General features: G+C 63.9%; 20 protein-coding genes. 19 read left to right on the plus strand and 1 reads right to left on the minus strand.

The annotated features are described in order from the left end of the window. Positions 1-103 precede the first annotated feature (103 nt). From ACQY5B_RS04000 to ACQY5B_RS04065, 14 genes are all read left to right on the plus strand, one after another. Positions 104-1,915, plus strand: coding sequence for a pilus assembly protein TadG-related protein (locus tag ACQY5B_RS04000; protein ID WP_305969545.1), 1,812 nt, complete (start codon positions 104-106; stop codon positions 1,913-1,915). Positions 1,916-2,083: 168 nt separating this feature from the next. Further along, positions 2,084-3,925, plus strand: coding sequence for a TadE/TadG family type IV pilus assembly protein (locus tag ACQY5B_RS04005; protein ID WP_305969544.1), 1,842 nt, complete (start codon positions 2,084-2,086; stop codon positions 3,923-3,925). Continuing rightward, positions 3,922-4,458 (plus strand): TadE/TadG family type IV pilus assembly protein, encoded by a 537-nt coding sequence (locus ACQY5B_RS04010; protein WP_305969543.1) that lies wholly within the window; start codon positions 3,922-3,924, stop codon positions 4,456-4,458. The genes ACQY5B_RS04005 and ACQY5B_RS04010 overlap by 4 nt, the downstream gene beginning before the upstream one ends. Before the next feature lie 5 nt (positions 4,459-4,463). Next, the gene (locus ACQY5B_RS04015; protein WP_305969542.1) at positions 4,464-5,024 is read left to right on the plus strand and encodes a TadE/TadG family type IV pilus assembly protein; all 561 of its coding nucleotides are present in this window, start codon (positions 4,464-4,466) and stop codon (positions 5,022-5,024) included. 110 nt (positions 5,025-5,134) lie between these two features. Continuing rightward, positions 5,135-6,388: a sarcosine oxidase subunit beta family protein gene (locus tag ACQY5B_RS04020; protein ID WP_420326275.1), complete on the plus strand. Its 1,254-nt coding sequence runs from the start codon at positions 5,135-5,137 to the stop codon at positions 6,386-6,388. Positions 6,389-6,408: 20 nt separating this feature from the next. Beyond that, positions 6,409-6,921 carry a hypothetical protein gene (locus ACQY5B_RS04025; protein WP_420326274.1) on the plus strand — a complete coding sequence of 171 codons (513 nt, stop codon included), beginning with the start codon at positions 6,409-6,411 and terminating at the stop codon, positions 6,919-6,921. Between the two features lie 4 nt (positions 6,922-6,925). Beyond that, a complete protein-coding gene (locus ACQY5B_RS04030) occupies positions 6,926-7,192 on the plus strand; it encodes a sarcosine oxidase subunit delta (protein ID WP_420326273.1) in 267 nt (88 codons plus the stop codon). Further along, positions 7,182-10,118 (plus strand): sarcosine oxidase subunit alpha family protein, encoded by a 2,937-nt coding sequence (locus tag ACQY5B_RS04035; RefSeq protein ID WP_420326272.1) that lies wholly within the window; start codon positions 7,182-7,184, stop codon positions 10,116-10,118. The genes ACQY5B_RS04030 and ACQY5B_RS04035 overlap by 11 nt, the downstream gene beginning before the upstream one ends. Further along, complete coding sequence (locus ACQY5B_RS04040) at positions 10,111-10,662, plus strand: sarcosine oxidase subunit gamma (protein ID WP_420326271.1); 552 nt, start codon at positions 10,111-10,113, stop codon at positions 10,660-10,662. Before ACQY5B_RS04035 ends, ACQY5B_RS04040 begins: the two co-directional genes overlap by 8 nt. Before the next feature lie 48 nt (positions 10,663-10,710). Then, positions 10,711-10,971, plus strand: a complete 261-nt coding sequence (locus tag ACQY5B_RS04045) for a hypothetical protein (RefSeq protein WP_420326270.1) — start codon at positions 10,711-10,713, stop codon at positions 10,969-10,971. Between the two features lie 55 nt (positions 10,972-11,026). After that, positions 11,027-12,982: a DNA primase gene (gene dnaG / locus ACQY5B_RS04050; RefSeq protein ID WP_420326269.1), complete on the plus strand. Its 1,956-nt coding sequence runs from the start codon at positions 11,027-11,029 to the stop codon at positions 12,980-12,982. A gap of 124 nt (positions 12,983-13,106) precedes the next feature. After that, complete coding sequence (rpoD, locus tag ACQY5B_RS04055; protein WP_420326268.1) at positions 13,107-15,092, plus strand: RNA polymerase sigma factor RpoD; 1,986 nt, start codon at positions 13,107-13,109, stop codon at positions 15,090-15,092. Between the two features lie 4 nt (positions 15,093-15,096). After that, positions 15,097-15,378: an HlyU family transcriptional regulator gene (locus ACQY5B_RS04060; protein ID WP_420326266.1), complete on the plus strand. Its 282-nt coding sequence runs from the start codon at positions 15,097-15,099 to the stop codon at positions 15,376-15,378. A 17-nt stretch (positions 15,379-15,395) separates the two neighbouring features. Then, complete coding sequence (locus ACQY5B_RS04065) at positions 15,396-15,731, plus strand: DUF1294 domain-containing protein (RefSeq protein ID WP_420326265.1); 336 nt, start codon at positions 15,396-15,398, stop codon at positions 15,729-15,731. A gap of 37 nt (positions 15,732-15,768) precedes the next feature. Here the strand turns inward: ACQY5B_RS04065 and yghX are convergent, their stop codons facing one another. Next, positions 15,769-16,674: a YghX family hydrolase gene (yghX, locus tag ACQY5B_RS04070; protein ID WP_305969531.1), complete on the minus strand. Its 906-nt coding sequence runs from the start codon at positions 16,672-16,674 to the stop codon at positions 15,769-15,771. 90 nt (positions 16,675-16,764) lie between these two features. On the opposite strand from yghX, the gene ACQY5B_RS04075 reads away from it, so the two are divergent. The 5 genes from ACQY5B_RS04075 (at position 16,765) to ribD (ending at position 21,274) form a co-directional block, all read left to right on the plus strand. Beyond that, a complete protein-coding gene (locus ACQY5B_RS04075) occupies positions 16,765-17,187 on the plus strand; it encodes a secondary thiamine-phosphate synthase enzyme YjbQ (protein WP_420326264.1) in 423 nt (140 codons plus the stop codon). An 88-nt stretch (positions 17,188-17,275) separates the two neighbouring features. Then, on the plus strand, positions 17,276-18,031 hold the full coding sequence (locus ACQY5B_RS04080) for a DUF1353 domain-containing protein (protein ID WP_420326263.1): 756 nt from the start codon (positions 17,276-17,278) through the stop codon (positions 18,029-18,031). Between the two features lie 2 nt (positions 18,032-18,033). After that, positions 18,034-19,572 carry a zinc-binding metallopeptidase family protein gene (locus tag ACQY5B_RS04085; protein WP_420326262.1) on the plus strand — a complete coding sequence of 513 codons (1,539 nt, stop codon included), beginning with the start codon at positions 18,034-18,036 and terminating at the stop codon, positions 19,570-19,572. A gap of 134 nt (positions 19,573-19,706) precedes the next feature. Continuing rightward, a complete protein-coding gene (nrdR, locus tag ACQY5B_RS04090) occupies positions 19,707-20,174 on the plus strand; it encodes a transcriptional regulator NrdR (RefSeq protein ID WP_420326261.1) in 468 nt (155 codons plus the stop codon). Positions 20,175-20,194: 20 nt separating this feature from the next. Beyond that, positions 20,195-21,274: a bifunctional diaminohydroxyphosphoribosylaminopyrimidine deaminase/5-amino-6-(5-phosphoribosylamino)uracil reductase RibD gene (ribD, locus tag ACQY5B_RS04095; RefSeq protein WP_420328711.1), complete on the plus strand. Its 1,080-nt coding sequence runs from the start codon at positions 20,195-20,197 to the stop codon at positions 21,272-21,274. Positions 21,275-21,315 lie beyond the last annotated feature (41 nt).

Raw genomic sequence — 21,315 nt, forward strand, 5'->3', positions numbered from 1 at the left:
CATTCTTCTGCCGCATTTCTGGCCGGAGGGTTGACCGAATCTTACTCGAAAACGGGTTCCGTTCCGCCGGTTTCGTTCCGTGCGGTCAAATCGGAGACCCAAGATGGCAAGATTTGCATTCACGTCCCGCTCCCCCCTGCTGCGCGCCTCAAGCGCGATCGGACGTTTCGTCCGCGACGAGAGCGGCACCATCACCATCTATTCGGTCTACATCGCGCTGCTGGCCATGACGATCATGGGCGCCTCTGTCGATCTCATGCGGCAAGAAGCGTCGCGGGCGCGACTGCAGACGACACTTGACCGCGCGGTGCTGGCCGCCGCCGATCTGGACCAGTTCCAGGATCCGACCTTCGTGGTGAACGATTACGTCGCCAAGGCAGGGCTGGATTCGTTCGTCACCAGTATCAATGTCACCCAGGGCCTGAACGAACGCACCGTCGGCGCCGATGCGGCGTCCAGCCTGTCGACCCTGTTCCTGCGCATGTCAGGCCGGGACGTTCTGCCCGCAAACGCGCTGGCCACCGCCGAGGAGCGCATCGCCAACGTCGAAATCAGCCTTGTGCTGGATATTTCCGGATCGATGCGCTGGAACGGTCGGCTGGACAATCTCAAGCCGGCCGCCAAGAACTTTGTCCAAAAGGTCATGTCCGAAAGCGCCGAAAGCGTCACGACCCTGAACCTGATCCCCTTCGCGGGCCAGGTGAACCCGGGCGACGAGATGTTCGAGTATTTTCGCGGCGAGCGGCCTTCTGTCCCGGTGGTCGAACTCGAGGTGCCTGACGGCGGCACACCGGATTTCTTCCCGCCCTGGGAGCAGGCGATCTCGAACATCGTGATGTATTTCGACACGGACGGTGACGATATCTTTGACCGCGCGCACAAGATCCAGGGATTCCCCGAGGACGCGCCGCGCGACGTCGATGAGTTTTTTCGCGGTGCCGTGGCCGAGGCGGTTTCACGGGACTGGCGCCTGTCGTCCTCCAGCGAGTTTTTGGGTATCTCGATCAAGGGGGGCACACAGACCACCAGGTATTTCACGGTGCGGGGCGATTCCAACGGGCCCTTGTCCGACCTTGGTCCCACCAAGAACAAGGGCAAGATCCCCGGGACGGAAGTGTCCTACGGGTCGATCGACTTCGAGAGTTGGGAGGCGTCCTACGACGGCCCGGGCGCGGCGCAGGGGCTGGCCGAGATCAATATCAACATGCCGTCCAGCTGCATCGAGATCGACAGCTTCGAATTCGCCAATTCCAACCTGCCCGTGTCCGACGAATACGTTCCCCATTTTCATCACTGGGACACCGCGCCGGATGTGATGGACTGGGGATGGTGCCCCGAGGACGACACCGCGATCCAGTACTACTCGGCCGATCCTGCCGGCCTGCAGCAATTCATCGACGACATCCGGATGCATGACGGTACGGGTGCGCAATTCGGCATGAAATACGCGCTGGCGTTGCTGGATCCGACGACGCGCGATGCGGTCAGCCACCTGATTTCCGAAGGCGTGATCGAGGCCCGCTTTCAGGGGCGGCCGATCGACTGGAACGACCCGGAGACCGAGAAATACATCGTCCTGATGACCGATGGTCAGATCACCGACCAGTTCCGCCCCAACAATCCCTACGCGCCGATCAATGGTGAGGTGGAATTGCTGAACCAGGGCGCGGCCAGCTATCACGTCCGCACCGGACGTGCGTCCAACCTGGCCAATTTCTACCAGCAATGCGACCTGGCGCGCGAACGGGGGGTCACGGTCTTTACCATCGCTTTCGAGACCACGGTCGCAGCGGCAGAGGAAATGCGGCTTTGCGCCTCGTCCGACAGCCATTTCTTCCATGTGCACGGCTCCGAGATCATCGATGCCTTTGACAGTATCGCGCGCCAGATAAACAACCTGAGGCTGATCCAATGACATGGGGTGCTGAACCTGAGGGTGGTGTCACCTATTCATTTGGATATGCCGAAGCAGCAATACCACGGAAAAAATCCAAGACTGTACCGGTTTGCGCCTCAATAGCGGCACAATTGTTAACCATTCCCTACTGCGGCCAGAAAGGCCTGTCGAAGTGGGAGAATGGTCATGGAAAGATGCCAAGCGATACGCGGACGGGCGCACCGATTTCTGAAACCCGAGGACGGCAATGTCACGGTGTTTTCAGTCTTGATGGTGCTGCTGATCCTCGTGATCTCCGGCGCCGCGGTGGACATCATGCGGTTTGAATCAACACGCGCCCGGATGCAGACGCAGATGGACCGCGCGGTTCTGGCCGCTGCGGACCTTGACCAGTACCTGTCTTCGGATGACGTCGTCCGCGACTACATGGACAAGGCGGGGATGGAACACGTCCTGCTGGGAACCCAGGTCGACTGGGGGCTCAATCACCGGACGGTCAAAGCCTGGGGCGAAACGACCATCCCGACCTATTTCCTCAAGTTGAGCGGCCATGACAGCCTGACGCCGCCGGCGCTCAGCGTTGCCGAGGAAAAGATCGCCAACGTGGAAATCAGCCTGGTGCTGGATATTTCGGGGTCGATGCGCTGGAACGAGCGCATGGTGCGGCTCAAGCCCGCGGCGCAGAACTTTGTCCACAAGGTGATGACGGATGAGACCAACGGCGTGACCACGCTGAACCTGGTTCCCTTCGCAGGACAGGTGAACCCCGGCGACATCCTGTTCGACTATTTCCGCGGCGAACGCCCGGACATCCCCACCCCGGATCCCGAGCCTACGCCCGATCCCGATCCCGAACCCGTGGTCGATCTCGGTGACTACTTCAGCCCATGGGAACAGGCGATTTCGAACATCGTGATCTATTTCGACACCGATGGCGACGATATCTACAACCGCGCCCACAAGATCGAAGGGTTCCCCGAGAACGCCCCGCGCGACGTCGACGACTTTTATCGCGGAGCCGTGGCCTACATGATTGCCCAGGACAACAAGCTGAGCGATCCCGGCCAGTTCCTGGGCATCTCGATCAAGGGCGGCAAGCAAAGAACGCGGTATTTCCAGGTCAAGGGCGACCAGAACGGACCGGACTCGGACCTGGGCCCGACCAAGAACCGCGGCAAGATCCCCGGTAGCACCTATAGCTACGGCAGTATCGACTTTGTCGCCTGGGCGGAATCCTACGTCTCGCCGAACCTTGGGGATCTGCCTGCCGGCCCGGACACGACCGACGAAAGCCCCGAAGATCCGGTTCACATCAACATGCCGTCCTCCTGTGTCGAGATCTACGATGACGAGTTCGACACCACGGCATTGCCCTTGTCCGACGACTATGTTCCGCATTTCCATCACTGGGACATCGACGAAGAGGTCATGGACTGGGGCTGGTGCCCGGGTGAGCAGATGGCCGTGCAGTATTACTCTGCCGATCGCGACGCGCTGCTGCAGTTCATCGCGGACATGCGGATGCACGACGGAACAGGTACCCAGTACGGCATGAAGTACGGTCTGGCCCTGCTCGACCCGGCCAACCGCGACGAGGTCAGCCACCTGATTGCGAACGGCCTGGTGGACTCCCGCTTTGAAGGTCGTCCGATCGACTGGCACGACCCCGAGACGGAAAAATACATCGTCCTCATGACCGATGGCCAGACCACGGACCAGTTCCGCCCGAACGATCCTCGTGATCCGGTCAATGGCGAGGTGGAACTGCTGCAACAGGGTGGAGGCGCGTACTACAACATGTCTCTGCAGTCCAAGAACAAGAGCAACCTGCAAAAGCAATGCGACCTGGCCCGGCAGCGCGGCGTGACCGTCTTCACCATCGCCTTCGAGACCGATGATGCGGCCGCTGCGGAAATGCTCTCCTGCGCCTCTTCGGCCAGCCATTTCTTCCACGTCCAGGGCGCCGAGATCTACGACACCTTCGATACGATCGCACGCCAGATCAACAACCTGAGGCTGATCCAATGACCCAACGTCTGTTTGAAATGCTCAAGGGGTTCCGCCGTGACGAGGAGGGGTCCAGTACCGTCGAATTCTCGATCTACTTCACGGTCTTCTTCTTCATCCTCGCCGCAACGGTCGAGATGGGCTACATGAACCTGCGGCACGCGCTGCTCGAGAGGGGCGTGGACCTGGCGACGCGGGAAATCCGCCTGAACACCGGCGCCATCCCCACCTACGATGAGGTGCGGCAAAAGATCTGCGACGAGGCGGTGATCGTCGACAGCTGCACGGAAAACCTGCGTCTGGAAATGATCCAGGTCGATCCGCGCAACTTTGCCGCCGTCCCGCCCACGGCCGACTGCATCAATGCCGAGGAAGACCCGCGGCCGGTTCGCAATTTCGTCCCCGGGCTCGACAACCAGATGATGCTGCTGCGCGCCTGCCTGAAATACAAGCCCGCCATGCCGACCACATCCTTTGGCATGGCCCTGCCCAAGGACCCGCAGGGCTATGCGCAGCTGGTCGCCACATCCGCATTCGTCCAGGAACCGAGGTAAGTGCCATGATCCGCTCTTCGATACTTCGCCACCTGCGCCGCTTCGCCGCCGATACCCGGGGCAACGTTGCGCTGGAAAGCCTGATCTGGCTGCCCTTCGTCCTGTTCCTGCTGGCTGCCACCTTCTCTTTGCACGATGCCTTCCGCTACAAGGCGCTGAACACCAAGGCAGCCTATACGATCTCAGACGCGATCTCGCGCGAGACGGATCCGATCGACGGGTCCTACCTCGACGGTATGATCGAACTGCTGGACTTCCTTGTGCGGCCCGGCGGGGATTCCTCGCTGCGAGTGACGCTGGTGCGGTACAACGGCGACGCCGCCGCATACGAGGCCGAGTGGTCCCAGACCCGGGGCACCTTCAGCGCGCTGCAGACGGCGCAGGTCACGGACATGTACGATCAGCTGCCCCAGATGCTGCACAATGAGCGGGTGATCGTGGTCGAGACCGAGACCTATTACGATCCGCCCTTTGCGATCCCGGGCCTGACGGGAGCGGGACTGTTCTACAATTACGGCTTCACCCGCCCGCGCTTTGCGCCCAAGATCGTCTGGAACGACGGCTGATCGCTCAGCCGCCCGCTTCAGGCACGAAAACGTCATGTTCCGTCGCCTGGGGGAATTGATCCCGGGCGGCGGGGCTGCTTTGCTACGCTCCGGTACTGTTGGAGGGGGCGATGCGCTTTTCCGGTTTGAAAGTTCTGGCCCAGGGGCTGACGGGCAATCGCGGATGGCGCCCGCATTGGCGTGACCCGGAGCCGAAACCCGAATATGATATCGTGATCATCGGCGGCGGCGGGCACGGTCTGGCCACCGCGTTCTACCTGGCCAAGGAACACGGGCTGACCAATGTCGCCGTGCTTGAAAAGGGGTATCTGGGGGGCGGCAACGTTGGCCGCAACACCACCATCGTCCGCGCCAACTACGGGCTGCCCGGCAACTCCGAGTTCTATTCCCATTCCCTGAAACTCTGGGAGGGCATGGAACAGGAGCTGAACTTCAACACCATGATGAGCCAGCGCGGCGTGCTGAACCTGTGCCATTCCGATGGTCAGCGCGACGCTTTTGCCCGGCGCGGGAATGCCATGCGCAACCAGGGCGACGATGCCGAGCTGCTGACGCCCGAGCAGGTCCGCGAGATGGTGCCGTTTCTCGATTTCGACAACGGGCGTTTTCCCATCTACGGCGGGCTCTGGCATGCGCGCGGCGGCACGGCGCGGCACGACGCGGTGGCCTGGGGCTATGCACGGGGAGCGGACATTCGCGGCGTCGACCTTATCCAGAACTGCGAGGTGACCGGCATAGACGTCCAGGAAGGACGGGTCACAGGCGTGCAGACCACGCGCGGGGCGATCCGGGCCAGGAAGGTGGGTATCGTCGTGGCGGGTCGATCGGGGCAGGTGGCGGGATTGGCGGGGATGCGCCTGCCGATCGAGAGCCATGTCCTGCAGGCCTTTGTGACCGAGGGTTTGAAGCCCTGCATCGACCAGGTGGTGACCTTTGGCATGGGGCACTTCTATATCAGTCAATCGGACAAGGGCGGGCTGGTCTTTGGCGGCGACCTCGATTTCTACGCGTCCTACGCGGCGCGGGGCAACCTGCCGATGGCAGAACATGTAATGGAGGCGGCGATGACGCTGATGCCGATGATCGGCAAGGCGCGGGTGCTGCGCAGCTGGGGCGGGATCATGGATATGTCGCCCGATGGCTCTCCCATCATCGACAAGACGGGGATCGAGGGGCTCTACCTGAACTGCGGCTGGTGCTACGGCGGGTTCAAGGCTGTGCCGGGCTCGGGCTTTTCCTTTGCGCATCTGATCGCCCAAGACAGGCATCACGAGCCGGCGGCAGGGTTCCGGCTTGACCGGTTCAGCACCGGGCGCGGGATCATGGACGAAGAAGGGACGGGCGCGCAGCATAACCTGCACTAGGCGCTTCTGGAGGGCTGAAGATGAGTATTTTCGGAGAGAAGAAGCTGCAGGTATGCGCGCTTGCGGTCATGAAGGTGCTCGCAGGGGCCGTCGTGCAGGCGGAAGAGATCCGGCCCGGCTGCTACACGCGGTTCTATTCCGACGCGCATTTGCGGGACCAGCCGGCACAGGTCGTGCGCGCAGTGCGGCTTTGGGTCGGGCCCTGGATGACCGAGGTCGCGCGCGAGGCGCGGATCGAGGTGGTGCCCGTCAACCAGGGCCATGCCCGTGGCGCGCCCTGGGTGGGGGCGCGGTTGCAGCAGTTCCTGATCTGCGGCACCGAGAGCGGCGCGCCGATCTGCCAGGTCGAATGCGACGGCGGCCGGATGGAAATCACCAAGCAGGATGCACAGGGCATGGTGTTCCGGACGCGGTACATGGTGGTCGGCAATTCCGGTGAATGCGGGGGCGTGATGGATATGGCCGAGATTCCGGGCCAATGGGTCAGCTACCGCCTGTACCGCACGGATGACGCCAATTGTACGGGGATGTGACGCCATGCGATTGACCTGTCCGATCTGCGGCGAGCGTGACCGGCGCGAATTTTATTACCAGGGCGATGCGGTGATGCTGGACCGGCCCGGGGCGGAGGCCCCGGAGCAGGACTGGGTCGACTGGCTGCACCTGCGTGACAACCCTGCGGGCCGCACGCGCGAGCTTTGGTATCACGAGGCGGGCTGTACCGCCTGGCTGGTGGTCGAGCGCGATACCCTGACGCACGAGGTTTTCTCGGTCGGTTTGGTGGAGAATGCCGATGCGGATTGATGGCAAGGGGCGTGTGGATCGGACCCGCCCGGTGAGTTTCACCTTTGACGGCAAGGCGTTCAGTGGCTTTGCCGGAGATACGCTGGCCTCGGCGCTCTTGGGGGCGGATGTGCGCCTGATGGGGCGCAGCTTCAAGTATCACCGCCCGCGCGGCGTTCTGACCGCCGGGTCCGAAGAACCCAACGCGCTTGTCACCGTGCGCAATGGGGCGCAGGCCGACCCGAACACCCGCGCCACGATGCAGGAGCTTTACGAGGGACTGGAGGCGGTCAGCCAGAATCGCTGGCCCTCGCTCGACTTCGATGTTCTGGGGGTGAACGACCTTGCCGCGCCCTTCTTTGGCGCGGGCTTCTACTACAAGACCTTCATGTGGCCCAAGGCGTTTTGGGAGAAGCTCTACGAGCCGATGATCCGGCGAGCCGCCGGACTGGGCGCGCTGTCGGGCGAAGCCAACGCGGACCGCTATGAAAAGGCCTATGCCTTTTGCGACGTGCTGGTGATCGGCGGCGGGCCTGCCGGGCTGATGGCGGCGCTGACGGCGGCACGGGCCGGGGCAGAGGTGATACTGGCCTCAGAGGATTGCTGTTTCGGCGGTCGTTTGCAGGCCGAGGACGAAGAGGTCGATGGAGAGGCGGGATGCAGCTGGGCCACGGCGCTGGCTGGCGAATTGGCGACGATGGAAAATGTCCGCCTGATGCCGCGCACCACCGTGACCGGCGCCTATGACGGTGGCACCTATGGCGCGTTGGAGCGGGTGGCGCAACACCTGGCCGATCCGGGCGATGCGCCGCTGGAGTGCTTTTGGCGCATCGCGGCAAAGCGTGCCGTGCTGTGTACCGGCGCGCTGGAGCGGCATATCGCCTTTCGTGACAACGACCGACCCGGCGTCATGATGGCGGCGGCGCTGCGCGGCTATCTCAATCGCTGGGGCGTGGCGCCGGGGCGGCGCGTGGCGGTCTTTGGCAACAACGATGACGCGCATCGGACGGCGCGGGACATGCATCTGGCCGGGTTGGACGTCGTGGCGCTGGTGGACAGCCGCCACGATGCGGACAACAAGGCCGGGGATGTGCCATTCTACCCGGGATGGCAGGTGGCGCGGGCACATGGGGCCAAGAGCCTGGAGGCCGTGGACCTGATTGGTCCGCAGGGCGCGACAAAGCGGTTGCAGGCCGAGGCGCTGGGGGTTTCGGGCGGCTGGAACCCGGCTGTGCACCTGACCTGTCATCTGAACGGGCAGCCCGTCTGGGACGAGCGCATTGCCGCCTTCGTCCCGCGCGAAGGCGCGGTCCCGGGGATGACTGTGGCGGGGGCCGCGCGCGGCACTTTTTCCACCGCTGCCTGCCTGCGCGAAGGGGCCGAGGCGGGGCTGGCGGTGGCCGAGGCGCTGGGGCACAGCGGCGCGCTTCCGGTGATCCCGGCGGCAGAGGATACAGAGTACCGCGTTCGCAGGCTCTGGGCCGTGCCGGGCAAGGGGCGGGCCTGGCTGGATTTCCAGAACGACGTGACCGTGAAGGACGTCAAACAGGCAGCCACCGAGAATTACCGCAGCGTCGAGCACATGAAGCGCTACACGACGCAGGGTATGGCAACCGACCAGGGCAAGAGCTCGAACGTGCAGGCGCTGGCGATCCTTGCCGATGCCACCGGGCGCGACATCCCCGAGACGGGGACGACCACCTTTCGCCCGCCCTATGTGCCCGTTGCCATCGCAGCGATGGGGGCCGGGTCGCAGGGCAAGGGGTTCGCCCCACAGAGGTTTACTACCTCGCATGAGGCCAGTGTCGCGCGCGGTGCGCCGATGGTCGAGGCGGGGTTGTGGTACCGGCCCTCGTATTTCCCGAAGCCCGGCGAAAAGACATGGCGCGAGTCCTGTGACCGCGAGGTGAAGATGGTGCGCGAGAGCGTGGGCATCTGCGATGTCTCGACACTGGGCAAGATCGACCTGCAGGGGCGCGACGTGGGCGCCTTCCTTGATTTCGTCTACGCCAACAGGTTCTCGACGCTGAAGCCGGGGCGCGTGCGCTATGGGCTCATGCTGCGCGAGGACGGACATGTGATGGATGACGGCACCACCGCGCGATTGTCCGACACCCAGTGGATCATGACCACGACGACCGCCGCCGCCGGCGAGGTCATGAAACATCTCGACTGGGTACGGCAGGCATATTGTGGCGCGATGGACGTGCGGTTCATCTCTGTCACCGAGCAATGGGCCCAGTTTGCCGTCGCCGGGCCCAAGTCGCGCGAACTGCTGAACGGGCTGCTGGACAGCCCGATCAGTGATGACAGCTTTCCTTTCATGCAGTGCGGGCCGGTCAGCATCGGCGGCGTGGCCGCGCGCCTCTTCCGGATCAGCTTTTCCGGCGAACATGCCTATGAGATCGCAGTGCCCGCGCGTTATGGTGCCAGCCTCTTCGAAGTGCTGCTGGGCCGGGCCGAGGCGCTGGGCGGTGGACCCTACGGAATGGAGGCGCTGAACGTGCTGCGGATCGAGAAGGGCCATATTACCCATGCCGAGATCCACGGGCGCACCACCGCCTTTGATATCGGTTTTGCACGTATGGTCTCGGCCAAGAAGGACTGTATCGGCAAGACGCTGGCCTCACGTCCGGGGATGATCGAGGAGGACCGCGAACAGTTGGTGGGGCTGCGGCCTGTCACCAAGGGCCGGACTCTGACCGCCGGGGCGCATCTGTTCGACAAGGGGGTAGAGGCGGTTCGGGCCAATGATTTGGGCTATATCACCTCGGTCGGGTTTTCGCCGTCCCTGGGCACTTTCCTTGGGCTGGGGTTTCTCAGGAACGGGCGCGCGCGGCACGGCGAGGAGATCAGGATGGTGGATCATGTCCGGGGCACGGAAGAGGCCTGTATCGTGACCGATCCGGTGGCCTTTGACGAAGATGGAGGGCGGTTGCGTGGTTGATCTGACGGCTTTGACGCCCTGCAGCGGGCTGTTGCCGCTGCGCAAGGGCAACGTGACGCTGAGCGAACTGGACCCGGGGCGGATCACCTCGCTGATGCCGTTCCGGGGGCAGGGGGCCGCGCTTTCTGCCGCGCTGGAGCGCGCGCATGGACTGGGTTTTCCCGCACCGGGCAGGGTGGAGCAGACCGAGGGCGCGACCTGTCTCTGGACGGCAAAGGACCAGGCCTTTCTGATCGGGCCGGAGCCGGATCCCGCGCTGGCCGATCATGCTGCGATGACGGACCAGTCCGATGCCTGGGCGGTCGTCCTGCTGGCCGGTGAGGATGCCGAAGACGTCCTGGCGCGCCTTGTCCCCATCGACCTGCGGCCCGTGGCCTTTCCCGAAGGTGCCGCGGCGCGGACGCTCTGCCAGCACATGACGGTCTCGATCAGTCGGCGGGCCGAGGGGCTGCAGATCATGTGCTTCCGCTCCATGGCGCGGACGCTTGCGCATGAAATTGCCGATATCATGGTCTTGGTTGCCGGGCGGAGGGCCGCGGGCTAGAACGCCGTTCAGTCTGGTAGAAAGGGTACCGCCATGCGCGCTTTGGTCATGATCGCTGTTCTCGGGTTCGGAGCGTCCGCCGCCGTGGCGCAGGACGTCGACAGATGCGTTCAGACAGAGACCTGGTTCAATGCGGCCGTACAGGCCCGGCTGGACGGGGACAGCAAGGCAAAGGTGCGCCGTACCATGACCCGGGAGATGGGCAAGGACGCCGCGGGGCAACTGGTGGATTTCATCTTTCTCTTGCCCGAAGCGCAGTTGACGCCCGAGGTGGGCAAGGCCGCGCGCGCGCAGTGCGAGGCGCTTTGATCCCAGGCTGACTCTGCCCCTTGCCTAGGGCCCACGCCGGGCGATATTGAGAGGCATGAGCCTCCCCCCCGGATTCCTTGACGAGCTGCGCAACCGCACCAGCCTTTCTCAGGTGGTGGGCCGCAAAGTGTTGTGGGACAATCGGAAATCCAATCAGGGCAAGGGCGACCTCTGGGCGCCGTGCCCCTTCCATCATGAGAAAACCGCGTCTTTTCATGTGGATGACCGCAAGGGCTATTACTATTGCTTTGGCTGCCACGCCAAGGGTGACGCGATTTCCTTTGTCCGCGAGACAGAAAATGTCGGCTTCATGGAGGCGATCGAGATTCTGGCCCAGGAGGCCGGGATGGAGGTGCCCAAGCAGGACCCGCGTGCCCAGGAAAAGGCGGATCGCCGGACCCTGCTGAGCGAGGTCATGGAGCAGGCGGTGGGGTTCTTCCGACTTCAGCTCAAGACCGGCGCCGGGGCCGAGGCGCGTGCCTACCTGGCGCGGCGCGGTCTGGACGAGGCGGCGTTGGAACGCTGGGAAATCGGTTTCGCCCCCCCGGGCTGGGAGAACCTGCGCCAGGCGCTGACCGGGCGGGGTGTCGAGATTGACCTGTTGCTGGGTGCCGGGTTGGTGCGGGCCTCTGACAAGGGGCGCGCGCCCTACGATGTATTCCGAAACCGCATCATGTTCCCGATCCGCGACGGCCGGGGGCGGGCGATCGCCTTTGGCGGGCGGGCGATGGATCCGAACGACAACGCGAAATACCTCAATTCGCCGGAAACCGAACTTTTCGACAAGTCGCGCAACCTGTTCAACCTGAAGCCCGCGCGCGAGGCGGCGGGCCGGGGGCAACGGCTGATCGTGGCCGAAGGGTACATGGACGTGATCGCGCTGAGCGAGGCGGGGTTCACCGCTTCTGTTGCGCCGTTGGGCACCGCCGTGACCGAACCGCAACTCCAGCAGATGTGGCGCGTTTCGAACGAGCCGGTGATCGCGCTGGACGGTGACAAGGCGGGCCTGAACGCGGCCTATCGGGTCATCGACCTGGCCCTGCCGCTGCTGGAGGCGGGCAAGGGACTGCGCTTTGCCATCATGCCCGAGGGCAAGGACCCCGACGATCTGTTGCGTGCCGAGGGGCCAGAGGCGGTGGTCAAGGTGCTGGAAGGAGCGTTGCCGATGGTGCAACTGCTCTGGCGGCAGGAAACCGACGGTTTGGTTCTGGACAGCCCCGAACGGCGCGCGGCGCTGGACAAGGCTTTGCGGACCCGGATCGGCAAGATCCAGGATCCCACGTTGCGCCATCACTACGGCGAGGCACTCAAGGAACTGCGCTACCAGGCTTTCCGCCCGGCCCGTCCGTCCCGCCCGGAGCGGCCGTTCCGAGGTGGAGGGCGGTTTCAGCAACAGGTGGCCGCGGTGCCGACCCCCGGTGCCAAGGCATCGCTGTTGGCCTCCGGCGGAGAAGAAGGAGAGCGCCGATTGCGCCAGGAAGTGATCCTGGCAGCGATCCTGTCGGCGCCCGAGATTGCGGAGGAATTCGAGGTCCAGCTGGAGGACATGGCCTGTGCCGACGGCGAACTTGCGGCCCTGCGCGACGCGATCCTGCGTGGTCTGGGCGACGGCGACAGGATGTTGGAGGTGGTCGAGGCGGCACTTGGCCCCGAGGCCCTTGAAAACCTGCGATCTGGACGCCATGTCGCCGTGGTGCCCTGTATCCGGGCACCCGGAAACGCCGAGCTTGCCCGGCTGACGGTTGCAGAGGAACTGGCCAAGCTGGCCGCGCAGGATGGCTGGCAACTGGAATTGAAGGAAGCCCAGGAAGACCTCGAGGCACGGGCCGACGAGGCGCTGACCTGGCGCCTGGCAGAGGCCGCGCGCGTGCGCGCACAAGCCGGACGCCGCCGCGACGAGGATGACGCAGAATATGACATTGGTCCCAACGGGGCCCCGATCGACCGCGAGGAACGCAGTGCGTTTGATTCGCTCCTGTCACAGATTCGATTCGACAAAAGCCGCAAATAAGCAGCGAATTGGTGACGAACTGGTAAAGAAATATGGTTAGACGGGTGTGCGAATCACCGAATCGCGCTAATGAGTCGGTTTATCGAATCGCCCCCGATCCCGAGCCCCTCATCAGGAGAGCCGCATGGCAGCCAAGGACAACGAAGACGTAAAGTCCGAAGATCAGGAAGAGGAAATCAGCCTCGACATGAGCCAGGCGGCGGTCAAGAAGATGATCGCCGAAGCGCGTGAGCGCGGTTACATCACCTACGATCAACTCAACCAGGTTCTGCCGCCCGATCAGGTCTCGTCCGACCAGATCGAGGACGTGATGTCGATGTTGTCCGAAATGGGCATCCAGGTCACCGAAGAGGAAGAACAGGAAGAGGACGACAACAAGGGATCGACCGAACTGGTCGAAACCAAGAAGGCCGGCGAGGTCGCGCTCTCTTCGGGCGGGCAGGAAAAGCTCGACCGGACGGACGATCCCGTGCGCATGTATCTGCGCGAGATGGGCAGCGTCGAACTGCTGAGCCGCGAGGGCGAGATCGCCATTGCCAAGCGCATCGAGGCCGGCCGCAACACGATGATCCTGGGCCTCTGCGAGAGCCCGTTGACCTTCCAGGCGATCACGATCTGGCGCGACGAACTTCTGTCCGAGGACATTCTCCTGCGTGACGTGATCGACCTTGAGACCACCTTCTCGGGCCAGATGGACGAGGATGGCGAGGTCGAGGAACCGGTGGTCGATACCGCGAACGTCGAAACCTCGGCCAAGCCCAAGAGCGATGAGCCGGAATACGACGCCGACGGCAATCCCATCGCCAAGGAAGACGACGACGACGACGACGAGCAGGCGAACATGTCGCTTGCGGCGATGGAAACCGCGCTCAAGCCGCGTGTTCTGGAAACGCTCGACCGGATTGCCCAGGATTACGAGGCGCTGGCCGAGATGCAGGACAGCCGGATCTCGGCGACCCTGAACGAGGACGGTTCCTTCGACGAGCAGGATGAAGCGCTTTATCAGAAGCTGCGCTCGGAAATCGTCGAGCTGGTGAATGGTCTGCACCTTCACAACAACCGGATCGAGGCGCTGATCGACCAGCTGTACGGGATCAACAAGCGCATCATGTCCATCGACAGCGCGATGGTGAAGCTGGCCGACCAGGCCCGCATCAACCGTCGCGAGTTCGTGGAGGAATACCGCGGCCACGAGCTGGATCCGAACTGGATGGAGCGCATGTCGCAGAAATCCGGGCGTGGATGGCAGATGTTCATCGACCGGTCCTCTGACAAGGTCGAAGAACTGCGTGCGGACATGGCGCAGGTCGGCCAGTACGTCGGCCTGGATATCAGCGAATTCCGTCGCATCGTGAACCAGGTGCAGAAGGGTGAAAAGGAAGCGCGGCAGGCGAAAAAGGAAATGGTCGAGGCCAACCTGCGCCTGGTGATTTCCATCGCCAAGAAATACACCAACCGTGGTCTGCAATTCCTTGATCTCATTCAGGAAGGCAACATCGGCCTGATGAAGGCCGTCGACAAGTTCGAGTACCGCCGCGGCTACAAGTTCTCGACCTACGCGACATGGTGGATCCGCCAGGCGATCACCCGGTCGATTGCTGACCAGGCCCGGACGATCCGTATCCCGGTCCACATGATCGAGACGATCAACAAGCTGGTCCGTACCGGTCGCCAGATGCTGCACGAGATCGGTCGCGAGCCGACGCCGGAAGAGCTGGCCGAGAAGCTCCAGATGCCGCTGGAAAAGGTTCGCAAGGTGATGAAGATCGCCAAGGAGCCGATCTCCCTCGAAACGCCCATCGGTGACGAGGAAGACAGCCAGCTTGGTGATTTCATCGAGGACAAGAATGCGATCCTGCCGCTGGATTCCGCAATTCAGGAGAACCTGAAGGAAACCACGACGCGGGTTCTGTCCTCGCTCACCCCGCGTGAGGAACGTGTGCTGCGGATGCGGTTCGGCATCGGCATGAACACCGACCATACGCTGGAGGAAGTGGGCCAGCAGTTCAGCGTGACCCGGGAACGGATCCGCCAGATCGAGGCGAAGGCGTTGCGCAAGCTCAAGCATCCGTCGCGCTCGCGCAAGCTGCGCAGCTTCCTGGACCAGTAAGCGCATGTCGTTGCTGAAACGACTATTCGGCGGCAAGGGCGGTGGGGCGGAAGCGCCCCCCGCCAAGACGGTGGAGTACGAAGGCTTCCGGATCACCCCGCAACCTGCGGCAGAGGGCGGCCAATACCGCGTCGGCGCGCTGATCGAAGGCGAGGTGAAGGGCGAACTGAGGACTCACCAGTTGATCCGCGCGGACATGATCCGCGATCTCGACGAAGCCGAGGATGCCTCTATCAGGAAGGCAAAACAGATGATCGACCAAATGGGGATCCGTCTGTTCGACTGAAGCCGGGGCGGCGCAGCATGAATTTCGACGCGATGCCTGCGGCGGCAGGCTCTCTTCAGGCGCTTGCCGCTCTGTTCCTGCTGTTGAACCTGCTGACTTTCTGCCTTTTTGGGCTGGACAAGACACGCGCGCGGCGGGGGCGGTGGCGTGTGCCGGAGCGCACCCTGCTGGCTGTCGCAGGGCTTGGAGGCTCCATCGGCGCCAAGCTCGGGCAGCGGGTGTTTCGTCACAAGACGACCAAGCAACCTTTCGGCTTTCTGCTGAACGCGATCTGCCTGCTGCACCTCGTGTCGGTGGTGCTCATGACGGTCCCGTCCAGTCGAAGCTGGCTGCTCTCCGTGTTGACGGGGTGATCGGGCCGGTGCGATGGGGGGCTCCGGCCCGCTGCTTTCAGGTCAGATGCGCGTTGAAAAAGGCGATGGTACGATCCCAGGCCAGTTCGGCCGCCGCCTCGTCGTAGCGCGGGGTCGAGTCATTGTGGAACCCGTGGTTCACGCCCGGGTAGATGTGCGCTGTATAGGTCTTGCCGTGTTCCTGCAGCGCGGCCTCGTAAGCGGGCCAGCCTTCGTTGATCCGCTCGTCCAGTTCGGCATAATGCAGCAATAGCGGCGCCTCGATCCGCGGAACGTCCTCGGCAGCCGCCTGCCGTCCGTAGAACGGCACAGAGGCCCCGAGTTCCGGGTAGGCCACCGCCAGCGCATTGCAGACGCCCCCGCCATAGCAGAAACCGACGCAGCCGACCTTGCCCGTGGTGTCATCGTGCCCGGCCATGAATTCATAGGCCGCGAAAAAGTCGTTCATCAGTTTCTCGCGGTCCACCGTCCGCTGCAGTTCACGCCCGTCCGCATCATTGCCCGGATACCCGCCGACACTGGACAGCCCGTCCGGCGCCAGCGCGATGAAACCGGCCTTGGCCACGCGCCGTGCCACATCTTCGATATAGGGGTTCAACCCGCGGTTCTCATGCACGACCACCACCGCCGGCAGCGGGCCGGTGGCATTGGCCGGTTTCACCAGATAGCCGCGCACCGACCCATGACCGTTCGGCGAGGGGTACTCGATGTATTCCGGCGTGATGTCGGGGTCGTTGAAACTGACCTGCTCGGCCAGCGCGTAATTCGGTGACAGCATGTTCAGCAGCGCGGCCGCCGTCAGCCCGCCGACGGCGAACTTTCCGGCGCGGTCCAGGAACTCGCGCTTGGTAATGCGTCCGTGGGCGTAGAAATCGTAAAGGTCCAGCAACTCCTGGTCGAAATCCGCAGCCGTCATCCGGCGCGGCGGTGTCTGGTCATTCATGGCAAAGCTCCCTGTGATCCGGTCCGGGCCGTTGCGGTTCCGGGGGCCGAATGCCACTAAGATAGGTGCGTCATAACGCCGGGGAAAGCCATGCCACAGACAAGTTTCACCATCCGCACGACAGGTGCCGGGCTGTATGAGTTCACCACAGAGGTGAACGAATGGGTCAGCGGGGCGGGGGTGCGGGACGGGCTGTGTACGCTGTTTCTGCGCCACACCTCGGCCAGCCTGTTGATCCAGGAAAATGCCGACCCGGATGTGCGCCGCGATCTGGACGCCTATTTCTCCCGCCTGGTGCCTCGCGCCGATACGCCCGCGATGGACTACCTGACTCACCGATGCGAAGGGCCGGACGACATGCCGGCCCATATCAAGGCCGCTTTGTTGCCCGTCAGCCTGTCCATTCCCCTCCTGCGGGGACGGTTGGGTCTGGGGACGTGGCAGGGCATTTACCTTTTCGAACACCGTGATGCGCCGCACCGACGCGAGGTTCTTGCCCACATCGGCGGGTGAGGATTTCCGCCATTGTTCCGGGGGGCCCCACTGGTAGACTGCCACGCAGACCTGACAGGGTTTCCAGACCGCAACCGGGATTGAACGTATGCAACGCAAGACGAAAGGTCGGGCGCTTTTTGCCGTTGGCCTCCTGCTCGTCGCAGGCGGGGCCGGGGCGGTGATCGGTTTGCCTGAATACCTCGCCCGCAGCGCGGCGGCCTCGGCTTCGACCTGTCTCGAGGTCGAGAGCCGCGATCGGCTGTGCCGGTTCATCGGCGGGCCGCTGCAGATGGCCGGAGAGCCGGTCTTTATCGAGAATTTCCAACATGCTTTCCTGCCCACTCGGGACAAGATCGATTTCATCGACGCAAGCGGCGATACTTGGACGGCCCCTCCGCGGACCCTGACCGACGGTGCCACCATCCCGGTGATCTTTGCGCCGCTGATCGGGGACCGGCAAAGCCGTGAATACCTGATGGCGGCGGCTCTGCACGATGCCTACTGCGGTGTCGGCAACGAGGAACTGCCCACCTATCGCACGCGCGGCTGGCGTGAGGTCCACCGCATGTTCTACGAGGCGCTTCTGGTCAATGGCACGCCCCCCAAGAAGGCCAAGATCATGTATGCGGCCGTCTTCCTGGGCGGGCCGCGCTGGAACGAGCCGGACGTCTCCCTGGCGCATATCCCGGACGAGGTGCTGTTGCAGGAAATGGAGTGGTGCCTGGAATGGATCGAACTGGTCGATCCCACGCCCGAAGAAATCGAGCAATGGATGGAAGACCGGGGCCAGTTGCTGTTATCGGGGGAGGCGCAGACCATGCCTGCCTACCTGCGCGAGGCATCCGACCCGAGGAAGTTCTGAACGTGAGCAAAGACACAGCGGACCGCTGGATCGCGGACCATGCCGAGGATCTCTCGGCTTGGTGCGCACGGCTTTTCGACTATGGCGAACCGGCCTGGCGCGAGTATCGCTCGGCCGAATGGTACGTCAATCGGCTGCGCGAAGAGGGGTTCGAGGTCGAGGAAGGCTCGGCCGGGATGCCCACGGCCTTTTGTGCGCGCTGGTCGCAGGGCGACGGCCCGATGATCGGCATGTACGCCGAATACGACGCGGTGCCCGCCAATTGCCAGGCTCCGGTGCCCTGGGAGGCCCCGCGTGAGGGGCTTGGCCCTTTGGCTGCAGGTCATACCGATCCGCATTCCGCCCTGGGCATGGGGGCGCTCGCCGGCATCCTGGCGACGAAGGCGGCCATGCAGGCGCATGGGATTCCCGGCGGTTTGCAGATTACCGGTGAACCGGCGGAAAAGGTGCGCGGCTCGAAACCCCTGCACGCGGCGGCGGGATACTATGACGGGCTGGCGGCGATGCTGTCCTGGCACCCGTTCTACATGCTGCCGCTGTCCAATACCGTCCGTTGGGATACCCATTGCGGTGCGGCCTATGCCTTTGTCTACCGTTTCCGTTGCGAGGCGCCGCAGAGCTGGATGCAAGGGGGCGACGGTGCGCCGCCGATCCCGCAAAGCCATTCCGACGTGCGCGCGCCCGGTGCCAATGATGCGCTTGTGACGATGTACCAGATGGGCCGCACCCTGCGAGAGTCGATGCTGCCGCATCGCGGCGGCTGGTCGGTGTCAGAGGCGATCCTGTCCACGGGGCAGGCGACGGCGGACAATCTGCCCGCACGGCAGGCCGACCTGCAGTACCTGATGCGTGTGCCGGATCTGCAAATGGCCGAACAGATCACTGCCCAACTCGACCGTCTGGCCGAGCATGTCGCGCAGATCACCGGTTGCACGGTCGAAAAGATCTGGGTGAGCAAGTCCCGCCCCGGCCTGCCTAATCACGCCTTGGCCGGTCTCGCCTGGGAGGCACTGCAGGACGTAGGGGCGCCGGAGTACAGTGCAGAGGCGCTGGACCTTGCGCGACAGGTGCAGACCGCCTGCGGCGCCGTGGCCACGGACAATCCGCTCATCCCCGAATGTACCCGCCTAATCGCGCCGCAGGAGGCTGAGGCCATCCTGCGTCGTGACCTTCCGCCTGCCCAGTTGAACAGCACCTCGGACGATTACACGGACATGTGCTGGCACGCGCCGACGGCTCGGATCTACATCGGTCGCCCGGCGCTGCGCGGGGGCCCATATCCGCCTTGGGCGATGAACGCGCTTGGCGGCATTCCCCAGCTGATCGACCCGAGCGTGCAGACCGCTGGCCGGGTGCTGTCACGTACCGCGCTGCGCCTGCTGACGGACGAGCCGGCGCGGTCGACCTGCTGGGCCGAGTTCGAGGAGCGCCGCGCCGCGGCCCCGATCCCGCCGCTGGCGGACTACCCGGCGCCGGTCGATCTTCCGTGGCCGGAATATGTCACCACGGCGCGCGGGCGGCACTGGCATATCCCGGGCTGAGCGCGGGCTTTATCTAGCGGCCTCAAATCCCCTCTACCCAAATTATGGCGGCTGACCTATAGTGGCTGTGGATAAGTGGGGCCCAACCCCATGACCAGAGGCAGGAATATCAAGAATTACGAGGGGATGGGCCCATGCGCTGCCCGTTTTGCGGAAATATTGACACTCAGGTGAAGGACTCGCGCCCGGCAGAGGATCACGTTTCGATCCGGCGGCGCAGGTTCTGCCCCGCTTGTGGCGGTCGCTTCACCACTTACGAACGGGTCCAGTTGCGGGATCTGGTCGTCATCAAGACGAACGGGCGGCGCGAGGATTTCGACCGCGACAAGCTGGAACGGTCGATCCGGATCGCGCTTCAGAAGCGTCCGATAGAGCCCGAGCGCGTCGACCAGATGATTTCCGGCATCGTGCGGCGGTTGGAAAGCATGGGAGAGACCGATATCCCGTCGAAGATGATTGGCGAGATCGTCATGGAGACACTCGCCCGGATCGACACCGTCGCCTACGTGCGTTTTGCCAGCGTCTACAAGAATTTCCAGGCCGCGGACGATTTCGACAAGTTCGTCAGCGAGTTGCGCCCAGAAACCCAGGCCGAGAAGTGACATCCGAAGATCGGCGCCACATGGCCCATGCGCTGGCGCTGGGCCGTCGCGGCATGGGGCAATGCTGGCCGAACCCGGCGGTCGGATGCGTGATCGTCCGTGATGGCCGGGTCGTCGGGCGCGGCTGGACCGCGCCGGGCGGCAGGCCGCACGCGGAAACCATCGCTTTGGATATGGTCGGTGCGGCCGCGCGGGGCGCGACCGCTTATGTTACCTTGGAACCCTGCGCGCATCACGGTGCCACGCCCCCCTGTTGCGAAGCGCTTGCCAAGGCGGGGATCGCCCGCGTGGTGGCGCCCATCGCCGACAGCGACCCGAGGGTCGACGGACAGGGCTTTGACTTCCTGCGGAAAAATGGCATCGAGGTGACGACCGGCATTGGCGCCGAACAGGCTCTGTCGGATCACGCGGGGTTCTTTTTGCGTATCTCCCAGGGGCGTCCTTGGGTGACCTTGAAACTGGCCATGACGGTGGACGGGCGCATTGCCACGGCGACTGGCGAAAGCCAGTGGATCACTGGGCCCGAAGCCCGCCGCGCGGTTCACGCCCTGCGCGCCAGCCACGACGCGGTGATGGTCGGCGCGGGCACCGCCCGGTCCGATGATCCCCAGCTGACGGTGCGCGGGTTCGGCGACAGGCGTCAGCCTGTGCGCGTCGTCGTCTCGCGCCTGATCGATGTGCCCTTGATGAGCCAGCTTGCGCAAAGCGCCCGCAACGTGCCGCTTTGGCTCTGCCACGGTCCCGAAGCGCGCAGCGAATTGAAGACCGCCTGGGAGGGTGTCGGAGCCCGGCTGCTGCCCTGCCAGATCTCGGGCGGACGTATCGATCCGCTGGCCATGTTGCGCGCGCTCGGGGCAGAGGGGCTGACGCGGGTCTTCTGCGAGGGGGGCGGGCAACTTGCCGCTTCGCTCTTGCTGCACGACTTGGTGGACGAACTGCATGTCTTTACCGCGGGCATGGCGCTTGGGGCCGAGGGCTATCCCGGTATTGGTGCGCTGGGGGTGGCCCGGCTGGACGAGGCCCCGCGTTTCGACCTTGTGGATGTTGTGGGCGCGGGCGGCGATATCAGGCACGTCTGGCGCCGCCGTCAGGGCGCTTAATCCAAAGTGTTAACAGAAGGTTAATCGCGCTTGTTCGGTCT

Origin of the sequence: Antarctobacter sp. (assembly GCF_965277915.1) — a bacterium.
Classification (GTDB): Bacteria; Pseudomonadota; Alphaproteobacteria; order Rhodobacterales; family Rhodobacteraceae; genus Antarctobacter.

Coding starts and splice junctions, on each gene's coding strand:
- rpoD (WP_420326268.1), top strand. CDS start 13,107: ATGGCAGCCAAGGACAACGAAGACGTAAAGTCCGAAGATCAGGAAGAG.
- ACQY5B_RS04015 (WP_305969542.1), top strand. CDS start 4,464: ATGATCCGCTCTTCGATACTTCGCCACCTGCGCCGCTTCGCCGCCGAT.
- ACQY5B_RS04065 (WP_420326265.1), top strand. CDS start 15,396: ATGAATTTCGACGCGATGCCTGCGGCGGCAGGCTCTCTTCAGGCGCTT.
- ACQY5B_RS04010 (WP_305969543.1), top strand. CDS start 3,922: ATGACCCAACGTCTGTTTGAAATGCTCAAGGGGTTCCGCCGTGACGAG.
- dnaG (WP_420326269.1), top strand. CDS start 11,027: ATGAGCCTCCCCCCCGGATTCCTTGACGAGCTGCGCAACCGCACCAGC.
- ACQY5B_RS04045 (WP_420326270.1), top strand. CDS start 10,711: ATGATCGCTGTTCTCGGGTTCGGAGCGTCCGCCGCCGTGGCGCAGGAC.
- ACQY5B_RS04020 (WP_420326275.1), top strand. CDS start 5,135: ATGCGCTTTTCCGGTTTGAAAGTTCTGGCCCAGGGGCTGACGGGCAAT.
- ACQY5B_RS04000 (WP_305969545.1), top strand. CDS start 104: ATGGCAAGATTTGCATTCACGTCCCGCTCCCCCCTGCTGCGCGCCTCA.
- ACQY5B_RS04005 (WP_305969544.1), top strand. CDS start 2,084: ATGGAAAGATGCCAAGCGATACGCGGACGGGCGCACCGATTTCTGAAA.
- ACQY5B_RS04030 (WP_420326273.1), top strand. CDS start 6,926: ATGCGATTGACCTGTCCGATCTGCGGCGAGCGTGACCGGCGCGAATTT.
- ACQY5B_RS04060 (WP_420326266.1), top strand. CDS start 15,097: ATGTCGTTGCTGAAACGACTATTCGGCGGCAAGGGCGGTGGGGCGGAA.
- yghX (WP_305969531.1), bottom strand. CDS start 16,674: ATGAATGACCAGACACCGCCGCGCCGGATGACGGCTGCGGATTTCGAC.
- nrdR (WP_420326261.1), top strand. CDS start 19,707: ATGCGCTGCCCGTTTTGCGGAAATATTGACACTCAGGTGAAGGACTCG.
- ribD (WP_420328711.1), top strand. CDS start 20,195: ATGGCCCATGCGCTGGCGCTGGGCCGTCGCGGCATGGGGCAATGCTGG.
- ACQY5B_RS04035 (WP_420326272.1), top strand. CDS start 7,182: ATGCGGATTGATGGCAAGGGGCGTGTGGATCGGACCCGCCCGGTGAGT.
- ACQY5B_RS04025 (WP_420326274.1), top strand. CDS start 6,409: ATGAGTATTTTCGGAGAGAAGAAGCTGCAGGTATGCGCGCTTGCGGTC.
- ACQY5B_RS04075 (WP_420326264.1), top strand. CDS start 16,765: ATGCCACAGACAAGTTTCACCATCCGCACGACAGGTGCCGGGCTGTAT.
- ACQY5B_RS04080 (WP_420326263.1), top strand. CDS start 17,276: ATGCAACGCAAGACGAAAGGTCGGGCGCTTTTTGCCGTTGGCCTCCTG.